The sequence below is a fragment of the Corynebacterium sp. HMSC071F07 genome, from assembly GCF_001810285.1.
Lineage (GTDB): Bacteria > Actinomycetota > Actinomycetes > Mycobacteriales > Mycobacteriaceae > Corynebacterium > Corynebacterium simulans.
In genome coordinates this window covers 9,755-25,185 of sequence record NZ_KV800700.1, presented here as the reverse complement: position 1 = coordinate 25,185, position 15,431 = coordinate 9,755, and the positions used below count along the sequence as shown (strand labels likewise).

General features: G+C 58.5%; 17 protein-coding genes and 1 tRNA gene. 6 read left to right on the top strand and 12 right to left on the bottom strand.

The genetic code is table 11. The features are described from left to right. On the top strand, positions 1–401 hold a 401-nt coding region (locus tag HMPREF2724_RS03580), incomplete at its 5' end, for an ATP-binding cassette domain-containing protein (RefSeq protein ID WP_141748328.1). On the opposite strand, the gene HMPREF2724_RS03575 is transcribed toward HMPREF2724_RS03580, so the two are convergent. The 4 genes from HMPREF2724_RS03575 to nth are packed head-to-tail and all read right to left on the bottom strand — an operon-like array spanning position 398 to position 3,644. Beyond that, positions 398–1,594 (bottom strand): MarP family serine protease, encoded by a 1,197-nt coding sequence (locus tag HMPREF2724_RS03575; protein ID WP_201040623.1) that lies wholly within the window; start codon positions 1,592–1,594, stop codon positions 398–400. The genes HMPREF2724_RS03580 and HMPREF2724_RS03575 overlap by 4 nt on opposite strands. Before the next feature lie 58 nt (positions 1,595–1,652). Further along, complete coding sequence (locus HMPREF2724_RS03570) at positions 1,653–2,360, bottom strand: NUDIX hydrolase (protein WP_070587208.1); 708 nt, start codon at positions 2,358–2,360, stop codon at positions 1,653–1,655. Then, positions 2,357–2,971 carry a TlpA family protein disulfide reductase gene (locus HMPREF2724_RS03565; RefSeq protein ID WP_070587206.1) on the bottom strand — a complete coding sequence of 205 codons (615 nt, stop codon included), beginning with the start codon at positions 2,969–2,971 and terminating at the stop codon, positions 2,357–2,359. Before HMPREF2724_RS03565 ends, HMPREF2724_RS03570 begins: the two co-directional genes overlap by 4 nt. 19 nt (positions 2,972–2,990) lie before the next feature. Then, positions 2,991–3,644, bottom strand: a complete 654-nt coding sequence (nth, locus tag HMPREF2724_RS03560; protein WP_070587204.1) for an endonuclease III — start codon at positions 3,642–3,644, stop codon at positions 2,991–2,993. 339 nt (positions 3,645–3,983) lie between these two features. On the opposite strand from nth, the gene glxR reads away from it, so the two are divergent. Then, positions 3,984–4,667, top strand: a complete 684-nt coding sequence (gene glxR, locus HMPREF2724_RS03555; protein ID WP_061920186.1) for a CRP-like cAMP-activated global transcriptional regulator GlxR — start codon at positions 3,984–3,986, stop codon at positions 4,665–4,667. Between the two features lie 101 nt (positions 4,668–4,768). Here the strand turns inward: glxR and HMPREF2724_RS03550 are convergent, their stop codons facing one another. From HMPREF2724_RS03550 to HMPREF2724_RS03540, 4 genes are read right to left on the bottom strand one after another with little or no spacing between them, the layout of a single operon-like run. Further along, positions 4,769–5,581 (bottom strand): MBL fold metallo-hydrolase, encoded by an 813-nt coding sequence (locus HMPREF2724_RS03550; protein WP_061920184.1) that lies wholly within the window; start codon positions 5,579–5,581, stop codon positions 4,769–4,771. Positions 5,582–5,600: 19 nt separating this feature from the next. Next, positions 5,601–6,059: a RidA family protein gene (locus HMPREF2724_RS03545; protein WP_070587202.1), complete on the bottom strand. Its 459-nt coding sequence runs from the start codon at positions 6,057–6,059 to the stop codon at positions 5,601–5,603. After that, positions 6,059–6,217 (bottom strand): Sp36 family protein, encoded by a 159-nt coding sequence (locus HMPREF2724_RS12620; RefSeq protein ID WP_086892235.1) that lies wholly within the window; start codon positions 6,215–6,217, stop codon positions 6,059–6,061. Before HMPREF2724_RS12620 ends, HMPREF2724_RS03545 begins: the two co-directional genes overlap by 1 nt. Before the next feature lie 59 nt (positions 6,218–6,276). After that, on the bottom strand, positions 6,277–6,600 hold the full coding sequence (locus HMPREF2724_RS03540; RefSeq protein WP_061920180.1) for a WhiB family transcriptional regulator: 324 nt from the start codon (positions 6,598–6,600) through the stop codon (positions 6,277–6,279). Between the two features lie 223 nt (positions 6,601–6,823). On the opposite strand from HMPREF2724_RS03540, the gene HMPREF2724_RS03535 reads away from it, so the two are divergent. Then, on the top strand, positions 6,824–9,271 hold the full coding sequence (locus HMPREF2724_RS03535; protein WP_070587200.1) for a transglycosylase domain-containing protein: 2,448 nt from the start codon (positions 6,824–6,826) through the stop codon (positions 9,269–9,271). Between the two features lie 109 nt (positions 9,272–9,380). Here HMPREF2724_RS03535 and HMPREF2724_RS03530 read toward each other — a convergent pair whose 3' ends face one another. Next, the gene (locus tag HMPREF2724_RS03530) at positions 9,381–9,845 is read right to left on the bottom strand and encodes a GatB/YqeY domain-containing protein (RefSeq protein ID WP_070587197.1); all 465 of its coding nucleotides are present in this window, start codon (positions 9,843–9,845) and stop codon (positions 9,381–9,383) included. 51 nt (positions 9,846–9,896) lie between these two features. On the opposite strand from HMPREF2724_RS03530, the gene HMPREF2724_RS03525 reads away from it, so the two are divergent. Continuing rightward, positions 9,897–10,769, top strand: coding sequence for a metallophosphoesterase (locus HMPREF2724_RS03525; protein ID WP_371326276.1), 873 nt, complete (start codon positions 9,897–9,899; stop codon positions 10,767–10,769). Between the two features lie 101 nt (positions 10,770–10,870). Further along, a tRNA-Pro gene (locus HMPREF2724_RS03520) sits at positions 10,871–10,947 on the top strand. A gap of 220 nt (positions 10,948–11,167) precedes the next feature. Here the strand turns inward: HMPREF2724_RS03520 and HMPREF2724_RS03515 are convergent. Then, on the bottom strand, positions 11,168–12,934 hold the full coding sequence (locus tag HMPREF2724_RS03515) for a hypothetical protein (RefSeq protein WP_070587192.1): 1,767 nt from the start codon (positions 12,932–12,934) through the stop codon (positions 11,168–11,170). Further along, positions 12,935–13,915, bottom strand: a complete 981-nt coding sequence (locus HMPREF2724_RS03510) for a hypothetical protein (RefSeq protein WP_083306084.1) — start codon at positions 13,913–13,915, stop codon at positions 12,935–12,937. It lies immediately after the preceding gene. 69 nt (positions 13,916–13,984) lie between these two features. Between HMPREF2724_RS03510 and HMPREF2724_RS12305 the strand changes: the two genes are divergently transcribed. After that, complete coding sequence (locus tag HMPREF2724_RS12305; protein ID WP_080971166.1) at positions 13,985–14,296, top strand: helix-turn-helix domain-containing protein; 312 nt, start codon at positions 13,985–13,987, stop codon at positions 14,294–14,296. Positions 14,297–14,565: 269 nt separating this feature from the next. Here the strand turns inward: HMPREF2724_RS12305 and HMPREF2724_RS03505 are convergent. After that, the coding region (locus tag HMPREF2724_RS03505) for a tyrosine-type recombinase/integrase (RefSeq protein WP_070587187.1) at positions 14,566–15,431 on the bottom strand (866 nt) is incomplete at its 5' end.

The window sequence follows — 15,431 nt, the reverse complement described above, 5'->3', positions numbered from 1 at the left end:
CGCGTTCTGCGATGCGCCGCTACCCGAACGAGCTTTCCGGTGGTCAGCGTCAGCGTATCGCGATCGCTCGTGCCTTGGCCCTGCACCCAGAGGTCATTGTTCTCGACGAGGCGGTCTCCGCACTCGACGTGCTGGTCCAAGACCAGATCATCAAGCTCTTGGCGCAGCTGCAGTCCGAGCTCAAGCTGTCTTACCTGTTCATCACCCACGACCTAGCCGTGGTGCGTCAGACTGCCGACGACGTCGTGGTTATGCGCAAAGGCAAGGTCATGGAGGCTGGCACCTCCGAGGCCATCTTCAACAACCCGCAAGAGGAATACACCCGCAACCTCATCAACTCGGTTCCAGGCATGCACTTGGAGATTGGCACGGGCAGCAACTTGGGGCTGACCAAAAGCTAGCTAGCAACGCAGCTGCCGGTGTCTGCCGGGCTCCGCAGCTGCGTGATATCGCCGATGTGGTTTTTTACCTCGTCGGCGGTAAGAGCGTAGCCGGTCTCCGCATCATCCACGGAAGCGCCGAAGACCACGCCCAACACCTGGCCCATGTCATTGACTATCGGGCCACCTGAATTTCCCTGGCGAATGGTGCCGCGCACCGTATAAGCATCACGCTCGACGCGGCCCTTGGAATAGATATCCGGCCCAGCAATGGTGATGCGCTCGCGCACCCGCGCCATGCCGGCGTCGAACGGCCCGGAGTGCGGGAAGCCCATGACCATTACGTCATCGCCGGTATCTGCCGGTTGTTCAGCCCACTCAAGCGGAGCAATTCCCAGGTTCTTGCTGTGCAGCACAGCAATATCGACGTCCGGGTTGTAATAAACCACCTGCGCTTCGCGCAGCCCCAACACGGTATCGAGGTGCACCTTCTCAGTGCCGGCTACCACGTGGGCGTTAGTGATCACGTAATCATCGGCCGCGACGAAGCCGGAACCCATCAAGCGGCGGGAGCAAACCTCTGCGTCGCCAAGCACGTGAATAATTGATGGACGCAGCTGCTCTACCAGCGCAGGATCGTTCACGTCCTGTGGCGGCGCGGCCACCTCGACGGCTGAGTCGGAAGTCTGCCACGGCGAGACCAGCGGCGGCAGGCCGGATTCATTCAGCATCGCCGCGACACCATTCGGCAACGCAGCCAGCTGCGTAGGCGCCACCCCATTAAGCGCCGTCAGAATGCGTGATTCGCGCAAGGCCTTGCCTGGGGTACCGCCCACATTGGAGGCCAAGGGCAGCGAAACCAACCAAATCACAAAGATCGCAGCCACTGCCTGGAAGCCGGCACCGATGAAAGAATCCACGCGCTGCTTTTGCCGGGTCCGCATTCTATCGCGCAAGCGCGCACCGATGCTTGCGCCGATGAGCTGGCCGACGCCCACGAGCAGAATAAGCACGCCGATGGCCAGCAGGAAGCGCAAAGCCGCTTGGTCCGTAAGCTGCATGGCAACGGGGGCCAGCACCGTGCCCAACACAACGCCTGCCACGATGCCCACGAAGGAAAGCACGGCAGAGATAGCTCCTTGGCGCCAGCCCGCCACCAAGGCGAGCAATACGGCGACCATGATCAGGAGGTCTAGGGCGAGGGTCAGGGTCACGGGAGGAAAATCTTTCTTTTTCTATTGTCTAAGAAGAGCCGTAAGTAGCCTGCGAAAGCTAAAACATCTTCTCATTATTCCGGGAGCGGCTTAGTGCGCCGTGCAGATCATGCACGGAATTGTTATCCCATGTGCGCTCCCACCCAGCGTGCTCCAATATTGTTGCCAGAATTCCGGCAGTAAACCCCCACACGAGGTAGTCATTCGTATAAAAGGCCGGGCCATGCCACGGACCGAAGCCCACCAACAAACGATTCTTCGGCTCCGCGAGCTCACGCAATGGATACCAAAACACGTCATCGGTCTCTTCCGGGCTGGCAGCCCAGACCTCGCCCGGGGAGTGCCAGTAGGCCAAGACCGGGCTTACAGGGTTACCCGTTGCACGAATATGCAACTGCTCCCACACTTCCAGGGCAGTCACACTCGCGCGCTCCAGCCCGGTTTCTTCCCAGGCCTCGCGTAGTGCAACGTCGACAAGCGTGGCGTCTTCTGGGTCCCGCCGTCCGCCAGGGAAAGCAATTTGGCCTGAATGAGAGCGCATGGTGGGCGAACGGTGTGTGAGCAGCACTTCCCCATCCTTAAAACTAGAGTCTTTGAACAGGACCAAAACGGCAGACTCACGCCGCACCGGTGGTGTGGTTTGGGTAAAGCGATCCGCATCCCGGTTGCCGATTCGCTCCTGCACCGCCCGCGCATCCACGCCTAAGGCAGGACGCAGCCACCCCGGCGCTCGTTCTGGAAAGACCGTGCGTTCCCGCGTGCTCATCGCAGGGCCTCCTCCACGGCCTTCTCCAGCTCTTCCTCCGACTTAAAAGGCTTGACGTACTGCTTTTTCACCTCGCCCTTATAGGCCACGACGGTGACCGGGATGACGCCGGGAAGACCCAGGGTGCCGGCGAAGGAATTATCGGAGTCTTGGTAGCTTGCGAGATTCACGCCGAGGTCTTCCAAAAAGGCCGCGCCATTTGCTGCATTCTTATCCGCATGCACTCCCACGACGGACCATTCGGGATGCTCATCCGCAATCTGGCGCACATACGGCAGCTCAGCTCGGCAAGGCTCGCACCACCAGGCCCAGACGTTGATGACCTGCACATCCTTTGCCTTCCCCTTGGCCTGCGCGCCCAAGCACTCAAGTTCTACTCCGGCGACCGGCCCTTCCGGACACGCTGGGCGCTTGGCGACGTCCGCGTTCGCGCCAACACCCGCAGTAGCGCTCTGGTCCGCGCCTTGGGCCGCATTCTGGGAACTGTTTGAGGCACTGTTTGCGGAATCCTGGCCTGTGCCCAAAAGGCTGCGTGCTCCGACAAAGGCCACCAAGGCAACAAGCACTGCTGCGATGAGCGAACCGATGACATAAACGTTGGGCCTGTTCATGCGCAATACCTTACTGCCCCTACCGGACATCAGGAGGTGCGGCGCCCGTAGAACACAAATGACGCACTACACAGGCACCGCATTGCGGGGAACGCGCATGGCAAACACGGCGGCCATGGAAGATGATGCGATGCGAAAACATCGTCCATTCTTCCTCATGCAGCAGCTGGGCTATGTCCTTTTCAATCTGCAGCGGCGTCTTGGATTCGCTCAAAGCCATGCGCTGCATGAGCCTTCCGAAGTGGGTATCTACAGTAATCCCCGGCAGCCCAAAGGCGTTGCCACGTACCACCAGCGCAGTCTTGCGGCCCACGCCGGGCAAAGAGGTCAGCTCCTTAATTCCGGTGGGGACCTGCCCATCGAAATCGGCCATGATTTTCTCGCCGATGCCCAGCAAGTGCCCCGCCTTCGCGCGCTGAAAGCCCAGCGGGCGCAAAATAGCCTCCAGGTCGGCCCTTCGGGCCGCGGCATAATGCGCGGCAGAGGGATACTCTTCAAAAAGCTCCGGGGTAACCTGGTTGACCCTGGCATCGGTGCATTGTGCCGAGAGCACCGTGGCTACGAGCAGCTCTAGGGGATTGCGAAAATCTAGTTCGCATTCGGCGTCGGGGTACTCCGTTGCTAGCAGCTCATTGATGCGCGATGCACGGCTAGCGGGCGATGAGTCAGACATCTTTCTTACCTTAGTAGAATGGCGGGCATGGTCTCACTGGTTATCATCGTGCCCGTCGCCCTCGCACTGTTTGCAATCCTCATGGAAAAGCTTGAGGCGAAGGTCCTCGGAAACTAAGAAATTTCTTCGCATACGCCCCTGACCTCCTCTAAGCTGTGACAATTTTTCACGAGGTTAGATAAAGTGACAAATTACACTGTAGGATGAGATGAGTTACATAGGGGCGCGCGCCTGTATCGCTAGAACACATCTAGGTTTTCGTTACACACGCGTCAAATGCTTGGAAGAGTTCTGAGCATTTCAACACCACTACCCCCCATTGACTTCAAGGAGTAAATCGTGGAAGGCGTACAGGACATTCTTTCTCGCGCTGGCATTTTCCAGGGCGTTGATCCCGTCGCGGTACAGAACCTCATTGAGCAGATGGAAACCGTCCGATTCCCGCGCGGAACCACCATTTTTGATGAAGGCGAGCCCGGTGACCGTCTCTACATCATCACCTCGGGCAAGATTAAGCTGGCCCGCCACGCTCCGGATGGCCGCGAGAACCTGCTGACCGTCATGGGCCCTTCCGATATGTTCGGCGAGCTCTCCATCTTCGATCCAGGCCCACGCACCTCCTCCGCAGTCTGCGTCACCGAGGTGCAGGCAGCCACCATGAACTCCGAGATGCTCAAGCAGTGGGTCGCTGATCACCCTGCCATCGCCCAGCAGTTGCTGCGCGTTCTGGCTCGCCGCCTGCGCCGCACCAACGCGAACCTCGCGGACCTCATCTTCACCGACGTTCCGGGCCGCGTTGCTAAGACCCTGCTGCAGCTGGCTAACCGCTTCGGCGTGCAGGAAGGTGGCGCACTGCGCGTCAACCACGACCTCACCCAGGAAGAGATCGCCCAGCTGGTCGGCGCTTCCCGCGAGACCGTCAACAAGGCTCTAGCTACCTTCGCGCACCGCGGTTGGATCCGCCTCGAAGGCAAGTCCGTCCTCATCGTGGATACCGAGCACCTGGCAAAGCGCGCTCGCTAATAGCCTTAAAACTAAAAGTAATCTCCCAGCTTCCCTATTCAGGAGGCCGGGAGATTATTTTTAGTTTTAGCGGTTTTGTTCAGGCAGTTTATTTGCCCCGCCTACTTGCGCGCAGCTAAGTACTTCAAAGTAGTACGAGTGGACTGCTCAGCTGCATGCCGCAGAACTGGGTCAACGTCGTCATACATCTCATCGACCAAAGTCTTGAGATCAATGTCCTCGCCCAAGCGGCCGTGGATTTCCTTGATCTGCTCAAGACGGTGGTAGCGACGGTCAATGTACTTGCGCGCAACCTGGGAAACATCATCCAAATCTGGGCCGTGGCCAGGCAGCAGCGGGATATCCTTGCCGCGCTCTTCCAGCATGTCCAAGGTCTTCAAGTATTCGCCCAAGTCACCGTCGGTCTCAGACAGCAAGACGGTGTGGCGGCCGGCAATGGTGTCGCCGGTCATGATTCCCTCGAGCTGAGAATCCTTGGCAACTCCAGACCACACAAAGAAAGAGGTGGAATCCGCAGTGTGCCCTGGGGTGTGGACCACCTCTAGCTGCGGGGTGATTCCGTCGACGGTGATAATTTCGCCGTCGACAAGCGCCTCTGCTCCATTGCAGTAGTTCGGGTCGAAAGCGCGGATCGGCGCACCGGTGAGCTGGCGAAGACGCTGCGCACCCGATGCGTGATCATCGTGACGGTGGGTAACCAAAATCAGCGCCACCTCGCCAGCGTTAGCGCTGACAACGTTGAGGTGACCTTCATCTTCTGGGCCCGGATCAACAACGATGGCCCTGGAATCTTCGTTAGCGCGAATGATCCACGTGTTGGTTCCCTCAAGTGCCGTGTAGCTTGGGTTGTCACAAAGAACAACGCCCACGGATTGAGTCACGGGACGCAATTGGCTGTATGCAGGATGCTCCATGATTACTAAGCCTATCCGATCACTTAGAAATTTCTACGATAACTTCAACCTCGACGGGCGAGTTTTTCGGCAAAACGGCCACGCCCACAGCCGAGCGAGCGTGAGTGCCAGCCTCTCCGAATAGCTCTCCGATGAAGTCAGAAGCACCGTTGATAACAGCAGCCTGCTCCACAAAGTCAGGTGCCGAAGCCACGAAACCTACAACCTTGACCACGCGCGAGACGTTGTCTAAGCCAACAACAGAATCGATAGCTGCGAGAGCATTCAGCGCTGCCACCCGGGCGTATTCTTGCGCATCTTCAACAGATACCTCTGCGCCGACCTTGCCGGTGGCAGGCAGATTGCCGTCAATTACAGGCAACTGACCGGAGGTCCACACCTGATCTCCTACGCGAACTGCAGGCACGTAGGAAGCAAGCGGCTTTGCCACCTCAGGCAGTGAATATCCAAGATCGGCTAGGCGCGTGAGATAGCTCATTACTGCTCCACCTCACGCTTGAAGTAAGCCACGACATTTTCCGGATTCATGCCGGGAGTGATGGTAACCAGCTCCCAACCATCTTCACCCCAGGAATCGAGGATCTGCTTGGTCGCGTGAGTCAGTACTGGCGCGGTAGCGTATTCCCATTTAGTCATAGGCCATATTCTACCGGCCTAAGGGCAAAAATGGCGCGTTAACCAACCCTGCGATTTGGTTAAATACCGATGAGTTCGCCGCCCTCAGCTAGGTAGTGTGCCCAGCTGGTGATGTGCGGGTTCTTGCGCAGCAGCGCACGGCGCTGGCGCTCAGTCAGGCCACCCCATACGCCAAATTCCACGCGGTTATCGAGGGCATCGGCACGGCATTCATTGAGCACCGGGCAGTGGCGGCAAATTACAGCAGCCTTACGCTGCTCGGCTCCACGGACAAACAATGCGTCTGGGTCACCGTTACGGCACTTTGCTTGAGTTACCCATTCACCGCGCTCGGTCGCACTTGCAGACTTAGACGCTCCCGTTACCTTCAGGCTTACGGTCATGACTGGGTAGCTCCTTCCTCTACTACCTATTCCGCGGCTTTGGGAATAATTTTTATGAAACCCCATGCAAGCAGCGCAGCCGCTTGTAAGATGTTTCAGATTGCGGAATATTATGTAACAACGGTAAGTGTATTCACACGCGTAAGCACTTGTCTAACACGTCACACTTTAGGGGGGAGTTCATTCTTCCCCGCTCACAGTTTCACCACGTAGGGTGTTTCTCGTGACTGTCATCAAATCCCTGGGAAAAATTGCCCTCTCCACGGTTCTAGTGGGGGCGCTCATCGCCGTAGTAATTGCCCCCTTTGCGGGTCTTTCTGGTGTGGCAATTGCCCGTACCAACGACACCATGCAGTCCGATCTGCAAGATCTCACTGCTGGCGACGCCCCGGGCGTATCCACGATTTTGGACGCCAAAGGCAACAGCCTGGCCTATATATATGAGCAGCGTCGCCACCCTGTTAGCGCCGAGAAGATTTCCAAGCCGATGAAGCAGGCAATCGTCGCAATCGAGGACCGCCGGTTCTACGAGCACGAGGGCGTTGACTTCCAAGGCAATTTCCGTGCCCTTTGGAGCAACTTGGCTTCCGGCGGCGTCTCCCAGGGCGCTTCAACTTTGAACCAGCAATATGTAAAGAACTACCTGCTGCTGGTCAATGCCAAAACGGAGGAAGAACGCGCCGCCGCCATCGAGCAATCGGTACCGCGCAAGCTGCGTGAGATGCGCATGGCAACGGACCTCGATAAGAAGCTGGACAAGGAAGAAATCCTCAGCAATTACCTGAACCTCGTCCCCTTCGGCAATCACGCCTACGGCGTCGAGGCCGCTGCGCGCACCTATTTTGGCACCCATGCTTCTGAACTCACTGTGCCACAGGCAGCGATGCTGGCCGGCATGGTCCAATCCTCTGAGTACCTCAACCCCTTTACCAATAAGGACGAGGTGCTCTCGCGCCGCAACCTCGTGCTGCAGTCCATGGCAGATAGCGGTTCCATCACCCAGGCAGAGGCCGATAAGTACGCCCAGCAAGATCTCGGCGTACTCGATAAGCCTTCCCTGCTTCCTAACGGTTGCATCAGCGCCAAGGATCGTGGCTTCTTCTGCGATTACGTCATCGAATACCTAGAAGAAAAGGGCATCTCCCGCGAGCAGCTCGCCCGCGGCGGCTACACCATCCGCACCACGCTGAACCCGGACGTACAAGACCAAGCACTCAATGCGGTGCGCTCTCAGACAGACCCCAATACACCCGGTGTCGCCGAGGTAATGAACGTGGTCGAGCCCAGCAAGTCCAACCGCCCAGTGCTCGCCATGGTCTCCTCCCGCACCTATGGTCTGGACCTCGACAAGAACGAAACCATGCTCCCGCAGCCGCCCTCCCTAGTGGGCAACGGCGCCGGCTCGGTCTTCAAGGTCTTTACCGCCGCTGCCGCTCTGGAGTCTGGTTATGGCATCAAAAATCAGCTCGATGTCCCAACTCGCTACGAAGCAGAGGGCTTGGGCTCCGGCGGTGCCGCGGGCTGCCCACCTAACCGCTATTGCGTGGAAAACGCCGGCAACTACGCCGCGACCATGACGATGCAGGATGCCTTGGCGTTCTCGCCGAATACGACCTTCATCAAGCTCATCGAGCAGGTCGGTGTGGAGCACGTAGTAGATATGTCCGTAAAACTGGGCCTGCGTTCCTATGGCGAAAAAGGCAGCTACGACAAGGACACCTCGATCGCCCAACACATCAAGGAATCCAACCTGGGTTCTTACACGCTTGGACCGACTGCCGTAGATCCGCTGGAGCTGGCTAACGTCGGCGCCACCTTGGCCTCGGAGGGCATGTGGTGTGAGCCTAACCCGATCAGCAAGATCACGGACAAGGACGGCAACGAGGTCTACCTCAAGGTTCCGAATTGCGAGCGCGCCGTCAACAAGGACATCGCCAATACGCTGACCAACAACATGACGGCCGATACCGAAAAGGGCACTGCCTCTGCCTCCGCACAGATGATGGGCTTTAACGGCAAGGCTGCGGCAAAGACTGGTACTACAGAGTCCAATCAGTCCTCCGCATTCCTGGGCTTTAACTCCGCTATATCTGCCGCTCCTTATATCTACAACGACGGTACCAACACCTCCTCACTGTGTACCAGCCCGGTGCGCCAGTGTGGTTACGGCGATCTCTTCGGCGGCCTTGAGCCCGCGCGTTCCTTCTACTCAATGGCCTCTAGCATTCCGGCCGCAGCACAGGGCACGGTTCCGAATTACAACAAGGCTTATGACGAGGGCAAGGTCAATTCGCTCTTCGACAGCCTCCGCGGCAAGTCCGAAAGCGAGGCTCGCTCCAAGCTAGAGGCCGAGGGCTATGAGGTAAAGGTCTCGCAAGTACAGGGCAACGGCGTGCCTTATGGCCGCGTGGTCCGCGCGATTACTGGGCCAAGGGGCCTCAAGAAGGGTGCGGAGGTCACTTTGCAGCTTTCCGACGGCACTTCTGCCGCACCTCCGCCTTCCTCCAACGGTAGCGGCCAAGGCGCCGAAGCAGCACGGACCGGCACCGGCGGTGCCAACTCGGCCCCTTCCGGCGATCAGCAACAGCAGCAACCCGCGCCGGAGCCGCTCATCCGCCAGGAAGACATCGACGCCGTCGCTAACGACATCCGCAGCTTCTTCGGCCTCTAGCTTCTAGAGAAGCTAGAGGGCATAAAAAATACCGCTCTATGTATTTAAGGCACTCCGATCGCGGAGATTGAACGCCTTATTTGCATAGAGCGGTACGCGTTTTTAGGGCTTAAGACAGCTTTGCCTTTACAGCTGCGGAAAGGCGCTTGCCATCAGCGCGGCCAGCGGCCTTCGCGGTGGCAACCTTCATCACATTGCCCATCTGCTTGATGGTGGGGGGGTGACCGGGTTCTGCTTCTACCTCAGCGATGGCCTCGCCGACGAGGGTGTCCAGCTCGGCGTCGTCAAGCTGCTCTGGCTGGTAGGCCTCGAAGTAAGGGACGTCGGCAAGCTCGGCGTCGGCCAGCTCCTGGCGGCCATTTTCTGCGTATACCTCAGCGGACTCGCGGCGCTTCTTGATTTCGCGTGCGATGACCTTGAGTACGTCTTCATCGGTTAGTTCATGGCGTGCGCCATTGGTTTCTTCTGCCTGAATTGCAGCGAGCAGGGCGCGGATAGCGCTGGTGCGCTCCTTCTCGCGGGCCTTCATTGCGGTCTTCAGATCTCCACGAATGGTTTCTTTAAGCTGGCTCATGTACTTCAATCTACGCCAGGTAGGCTTGATTAGGTGAAGATTCTCCCGATTATGGGCGGCATTGCCGCCGCTGGCCTTGGCACCCTGGCGTGGGGTTACACCGAACTGACCAAGTTTGAGCTGAAAGAGTACACGCTGCCGCTGCTGCCTGCGGGCACTTTGCGCGGTGAGGAAGAGTTCCGCATCCTCCATGTCTCGGATCTGCACATGATTCCGGGGCAAGAAGCAAAAATTGAGTGGGTTGCGGCGCTGGATAAGCTGAATCCCGATTTGGTGGTCAACACCGGCGACAACCTGTCGGACCAGGGCGGCGTGCCCGATACGCTGCGCGCCCTCGGCCCGCTGCTGAACCGACCAGGCCTGTTCGTCTTCGGCACCAACGACTATTGGGCGCCGCGTCCGGTCAACCCATTCAAGTACCTGTTGGGCCGCAAGCGTGAGCCTTCCTACGTTGACCTGCCATGGAAGGGCATGCGTGCGGCATTCATTGAGCGTGGCTGGCACGACGCCAACCAGGCTCGCGTGGAATTCAAGGTGGGCGACGTCAAGCTCGCCGTTGCTGGCGTGGATGATCCGCACCACGACCTTGATGACTATTCAGAGATCGCCGGCGCCCCCAACCCGGATGCGGACCTGGCATTGGCACTGCTCCACGCCCCTGAGCCGCGCGTACTTGAGCAATTCGCTGCCGACGGCTACCAGCTTTCCCTATCCGGCCACACCCATGGCGGCCAGATCTGTCTGCCGGGCTCCCGCGCACTGGTCACTAACTGCGGAATCGACCGCGCTCGTGTCCAGGGTCTGCATGACTTCGGCCCGATGAAGATGCACGTTTCCAACGGCCTCGGCACCTCGAAGTTTGCCCCTGTGCGCATCTTCTGCCGACCTTCCGCGACGCTGCTGCGCATCACCGAAGCCAACTAGCGCCGCATCCTGGCCACAGGCTAGAGTCCCCGCTCATCTGGCGTTTTGTTGTTCACCCTCAGGCTGCGTTAAAGTATTCGGGTACCGCTTAAGACGGTTTCCGGGATATGGCGCAGCTTGGTAGCGCGCTTCGTTCGGGACGAAGAGGTCGCAGGTTCAAATCCTGTTATCCCGACCAATACAATCGACGGGTTTGCGAATCTAGCTTAAATCGTTTGCGAAACTGCCTCCGATAGATAAACCCACCGCTTCTATGCGGTGGGTTTAGTCGTTTTCGCTGTGATCCAGGCGCTAACCAATAAGAAACACAACATGGTTCGTCCCCTCTAAAACGACTAATAGCCCGGAACCCTATATCGGTTTTCCGAGCTAACTGTGTGATAAGTATTCAGTTGGTCTTAGGCAACATGCTGCGCAGGCGGCGCGTTCGGGTGCGCGCCAGCGAGCACCGGATCGCGCGGCGGTACAGGTTTACCAGAGTCAGGAGGCGGAGTCTTTTCATCCCGATCCACCCGGCCAAGAAAACGCCGAATCATAGATACATTGGCCGCGACCACACCAAGAGCTGTATAGAAGAAGGCCGCAGCAAAACCGCGTACAGGTCTTCTCGTATGGTCACCAATAGCAGCACCACCACGATTGTTCTTTACATAGTCGTTGCGGGTTTCAATCACATTGCGCCACGTGCCATACACCTTCTTCCATTCCGGTGTCTTAAAAGCAGGGCCAGTTTGGCGGTAGCGCATTCCCTCCTTATTCGGGATGGTTACCGAGACCTTATTGGTACAGCACTTTCCTTTTGCCTTGCGCGCGGTAGATAGATTTGGCCCGGAGATGGAGGGTAGTCCTCTGTCTCTCGCGTCCTGGCGCTGACTCTTTTCCACCAAGGGACATGCCAGTGTCTTTCCTTTACCTCGTCCCGGACACATAAACATCTGGCTCTCACCGGAGAGCTTCTTGCCTTTTCTCCGCATGGCAAAGGCGCGGCGCTCGTTGATCCGCTGGTTGTAGGTGGCCTCATCAATACGTCCGGCATAGAAGTCTTCGGTGGCTTCCACCAGAGGTTTCGGCATGGCAGGACAATACCAGTGGCCTTCAACTAGCCCCATGGGTTCATAGGATCCGCGCTTTCCCAGCTGATTGGTTCTGTAGTCTCCCACCAGGGTATAGCCGAGTTTGCGCAGTGGTTCATGGAAGTCTTTGGTCTTAGCCACCGCGAAGTAAGCACGATCGCCCACCACTGTGCCCTTAGGTGTCTCAGGATCATCCGTTAAATGCCGCATGGCTTCCAACCCACGGATCGCAGGGTTGTGGCTGGGCCGGTCGAAGGCCATGCCCATAATCAGGTGTGGCTGTGCATATGGGCCTTGGTCGCGGATGACTCCGGCAACAAGTGTGGCCTCCCAACCCCACACATGCTTGGCGTTTCGCTTTCGCTTTGATTCGCCATGTGTTTCTTGTCGCTCGTCACGGGAGTACCAGCCTGCCTCCGGCTCGGAGGACATGAGATCGTCCGGTCGGTTCGTCCATCGGTTGTTGCCACGGCGCACGCCTGGAATAAGTGTTCCGTCTAGGGTGAGGTCTCCCTGCCAGTTGGCTCGGTATTCTTCGGGCATGTCCTCGGTACTTGCCATAACTAGCTCATTGAACACGTAGGTGGCGCGCTGCCATTTTTCCTCGCGGCGCTCAGGGTCTTGTTCGTCCATCAGCCGGTTGAATTCAGCACGGGTAAGCCTGGCGCGGTGCGGGATGTTGTCGAATGGGTCAACGACATCAAGGAAGCTGTGCAGCGCACGCCACAGGCGGTAGTACCAGTTGCTGTGCTGGGTTGCGTAAAAGTCACCTACCCGTCGTGCCTTATCGCGGCTGGGCAGGTTAAGGAGTTCTAAAGCCTTGTCTGTCGTATCAGGCGAGGCCAGGAGCGTCGTCATGGTGGTCAAATGCATGGGTTGACCAGAACGCGCCAGAATCAGGTAGAGCGCAAGGATGGTGCGGTCGTTAACGGATTTAGGCCTGCCTCCTTTGGCGGGGTCGTAGCCGTCTACTCGCCTCCAGGTGTCAAGATGGTGGCAGATGTCGGTGCGGTCGATGATGGTCAATGCCCAGGAAACGCTGGCTCCATCCAGGCGAAGCAGCGGGGTGGGTGTGGTGTTGAAGTGGGCCACCTAGACTTCGCCTCCTGCTCTCGGTTCGACGACTCGAAGCGGCGGGTAGTCTGGTTCGTCCCTGTTGCCGCTGATCCACTCACGGTATTCGGTCTCGGTGAGCGCGCCAGATTCAACGATCATGTGGTGAAACGTGTCCTGGAAGGGCTGGATGCTTCCGGTGGCATAGACCAGATGGTTAAAGTCCACGCGCTCGGCGGCATGAGTAGCGATCCAGGTATAGCGCAGCCTGGGCAGTGTCGGGGCAAGGCCGGTACTCGATGGGTTCTGGCTGGTCTTGGGGATGAAGTCAGCAATCAGGTGTGGGCCTGTGGCATCGTTGCGGCGGCGCGCCGAGTTGGGTTTTACCAGTGGTTCGTCTCTACGGTCGTCGCCCACGCCATGCAGCACTTGGCGCATGAGGTCGTCGAAAGGTGCAGTCAGCGGAACGGTACGCGGCTTTAGCCCACGACCACCGCGTGCATGAACCGCCAGCACTGTGCCAAAGTCGGTGAAGTCGCCATAACGGCAGTGATAGATTTCCTCGGTGGACATGCCAGCACCTAAAGCCAGTGACACGATGATGCAGGCCACGCGCCGCGACTCGCGGCGGGGGCGGGAGTGAACCCAGTCGTCGATTCGGATAAGTTCGCTGGCGTTGTAGGCGCGGCGCGGAGCCGTAGCTGCCGGGTAAAAGACCTCCGGTAATTCTTCTGCCCACTCCAGCGCGCCTTCTTGGCCAATGACATGGCTTGCGCAGCGGTTGAGGATGCGGCGGGTGGCATTGAGGCTGGATTTGGATAAATCCGCTGTACGGGCTTGTAAGTAGGTGCGGATCTTTCCGCCATCGCGCAGCAGGTAGATACAGCCGTCCACGGAGATGTCGTCGTACCAGCGGTCGCGCATGTAGCAAAAGTACGTGGCGAGCACGCGCTTGCGGTTGCGCTCAACGGTAGGAGTTGTAGGTGGCAGTAATCCGCGTGTCGTCAGTGTGTCGATCACAGCGTAGACCTCATTGTATTTAGACTTAGGTGGTTCGTCTTTTTCTTCTTGTTCAAAGGAAGTGGTCTCGTGGCTTCCGACCTTCCCGCCGAGGCTCCGGTCAGGCGTTACGCCAACTGGCCTAATGCCCATATCGAGGCCCACGATCCGGTCATGCGGAAATTGCAGGACTTTGCCCGCAACGTCCAGAAACTCACCCTGGACGGGAGCTATCCCAGTGCCAAAGACTTGGCCGAGGCCTGCGGTATCCCCACCTCCACCATCACCCGAATCATCCGCGGCGAGATGATCCCGACGGGACGTGTCATTGCCAATATCGAGGTCACCACAGGCAAGCCCTTGTGGCCGCGCCATCGCAGCAACCGATACGGCAGTCAGTGACCCGAGGGTTGGAAACTGCATGTTTCCGACACTGGTAAGGCGGGTGTGAGTTACATGGGTGTCGTTCATGGCTCACGAGGTGAGCACACCTACACCACGAAATAGGTGGCGGTGCCTTCTTACCTCAGACCATGAGTAAACCCGCAGGTCACAGGGTGGTTCGTCCCTGGTGCGGTCTGAGCGCCATGAGGCGAGTTTTGCGTATCCGCAATCCAACTTTGCATATCCGCAATCGCTAGGGATAGCTCAGGAAGTCTCCGTGAGCCGAGCTACAGCACGTACAGGCCTCCACCTGGGGTGCCATGAGTCGATCCTCCGGCCAAAAGAATCCGGTAGGCATGGCGGCGGTTAGCTCCGGCCTCGACCACGTAGTCCTCAAACTGGTGCAAGGACTTCAGTCCTGCCGCAGCACACAGCACATCAGCGGGAACTCCGGCTGCAATGCGGTCGATAATCCACGTATTGCGCAGCCTGCGGGTATCCGGCACCATATCCGGCGATGTACTAGGTGTTACCCGGCGGAGATACGCCGAGAGCTGGCTGACGTTCTCGTTGTCGCGGCCTGGCCTGAACAGGTAGTCCTCCGGGCCGGTAGCCATAATGACCGGCTGAAGTACCTCGATATGAGACTTGAGCAGTGGCACCTCGCGCGGGCCAGCCCCGCGGTAGCCGTGCGGAAACAGCAGCACCCCGTCGCCGTCAACACGCACGTCTTTGCCGCGCAGCGTGCAGATTTCTCCTGCGCGCAAGCCCGCACCAAGCGTGAGTGCTAGCACCGTAGTGAAGTTGCGGCGGCGGGCAGCTGTGGGTTGCGACTCGGCCCAATCCCACATCCTGTCACAGGCATAAGAGTCGTAGGGTTCAAGGGTTGGCTCGTAGCTAATCGGGTGCTGGTAGTCAGGGTTCCAGTCGTCGTTGATCACCTCCGCCACACGACACAGCAGCGAGCGCTGGGTTCCTGCGGTGGACGGGCTGAGCTTTGCACCATCTCCGGCAAGGAAGTAGTTTCCGATGATGTCGGGGTGGAAGACGGTCTCGACAGTCACCACGCCGTAGCTCACCCAGACCCAGGCGGCGAGCTTGGACACGCAGTTGAGCGTGTTGCGCAGTGCGTCGCGGCTGGTGTTATCCGGGG

Excerpts from the sequence above, each read along its gene's own strand:
- HMPREF2724_RS03570 (WP_070587208.1), bottom strand. The coding sequence starts at position 2,360 with ATGAGCACGCGGGAACGCACGGTCTTTCCAGAACGAGCGCCGGGGTGG.
- HMPREF2724_RS03565 (WP_070587206.1), bottom strand. The coding sequence starts at position 2,971 with ATGAACAGGCCCAACGTTTATGTCATCGGTTCGCTCATCGCAGCAGTG.
- nth (WP_070587204.1), bottom strand. The coding sequence starts at position 3,644 with ATGTCTGACTCATCGCCCGCTAGCCGTGCATCGCGCATCAATGAGCTG.
- HMPREF2724_RS03550 (WP_061920184.1), bottom strand. The coding sequence starts at position 5,581 with ATGGAGCATCCTGCATACAGCCAATTGCGTCCCGTGACTCAATCCGTG.
- HMPREF2724_RS03545 (WP_070587202.1), bottom strand. The coding sequence starts at position 6,059 with ATGAGCTATCTCACGCGCCTAGCCGATCTTGGATATTCACTGCCTGAG.
- HMPREF2724_RS12620 (WP_086892235.1), bottom strand. The coding sequence starts at position 6,217 with ATGACTAAATGGGAATACGCTACCGCGCCAGTACTGACTCACGCGACC.
- HMPREF2724_RS03540 (WP_061920180.1), bottom strand. The coding sequence starts at position 6,600 with ATGACCGTAAGCCTGAAGGTAACGGGAGCGTCTAAGTCTGCAAGTGCG.
- HMPREF2724_RS03530 (WP_070587197.1), bottom strand. The coding sequence starts at position 9,845 with ATGAGCCAGCTTAAAGAAACCATTCGTGGAGATCTGAAGACCGCAATG.
- HMPREF2724_RS03525 (WP_371326276.1), top strand. The coding sequence starts at position 9,897 with ATGGGCGGCATTGCCGCCGCTGGCCTTGGCACCCTGGCGTGGGGTTAC.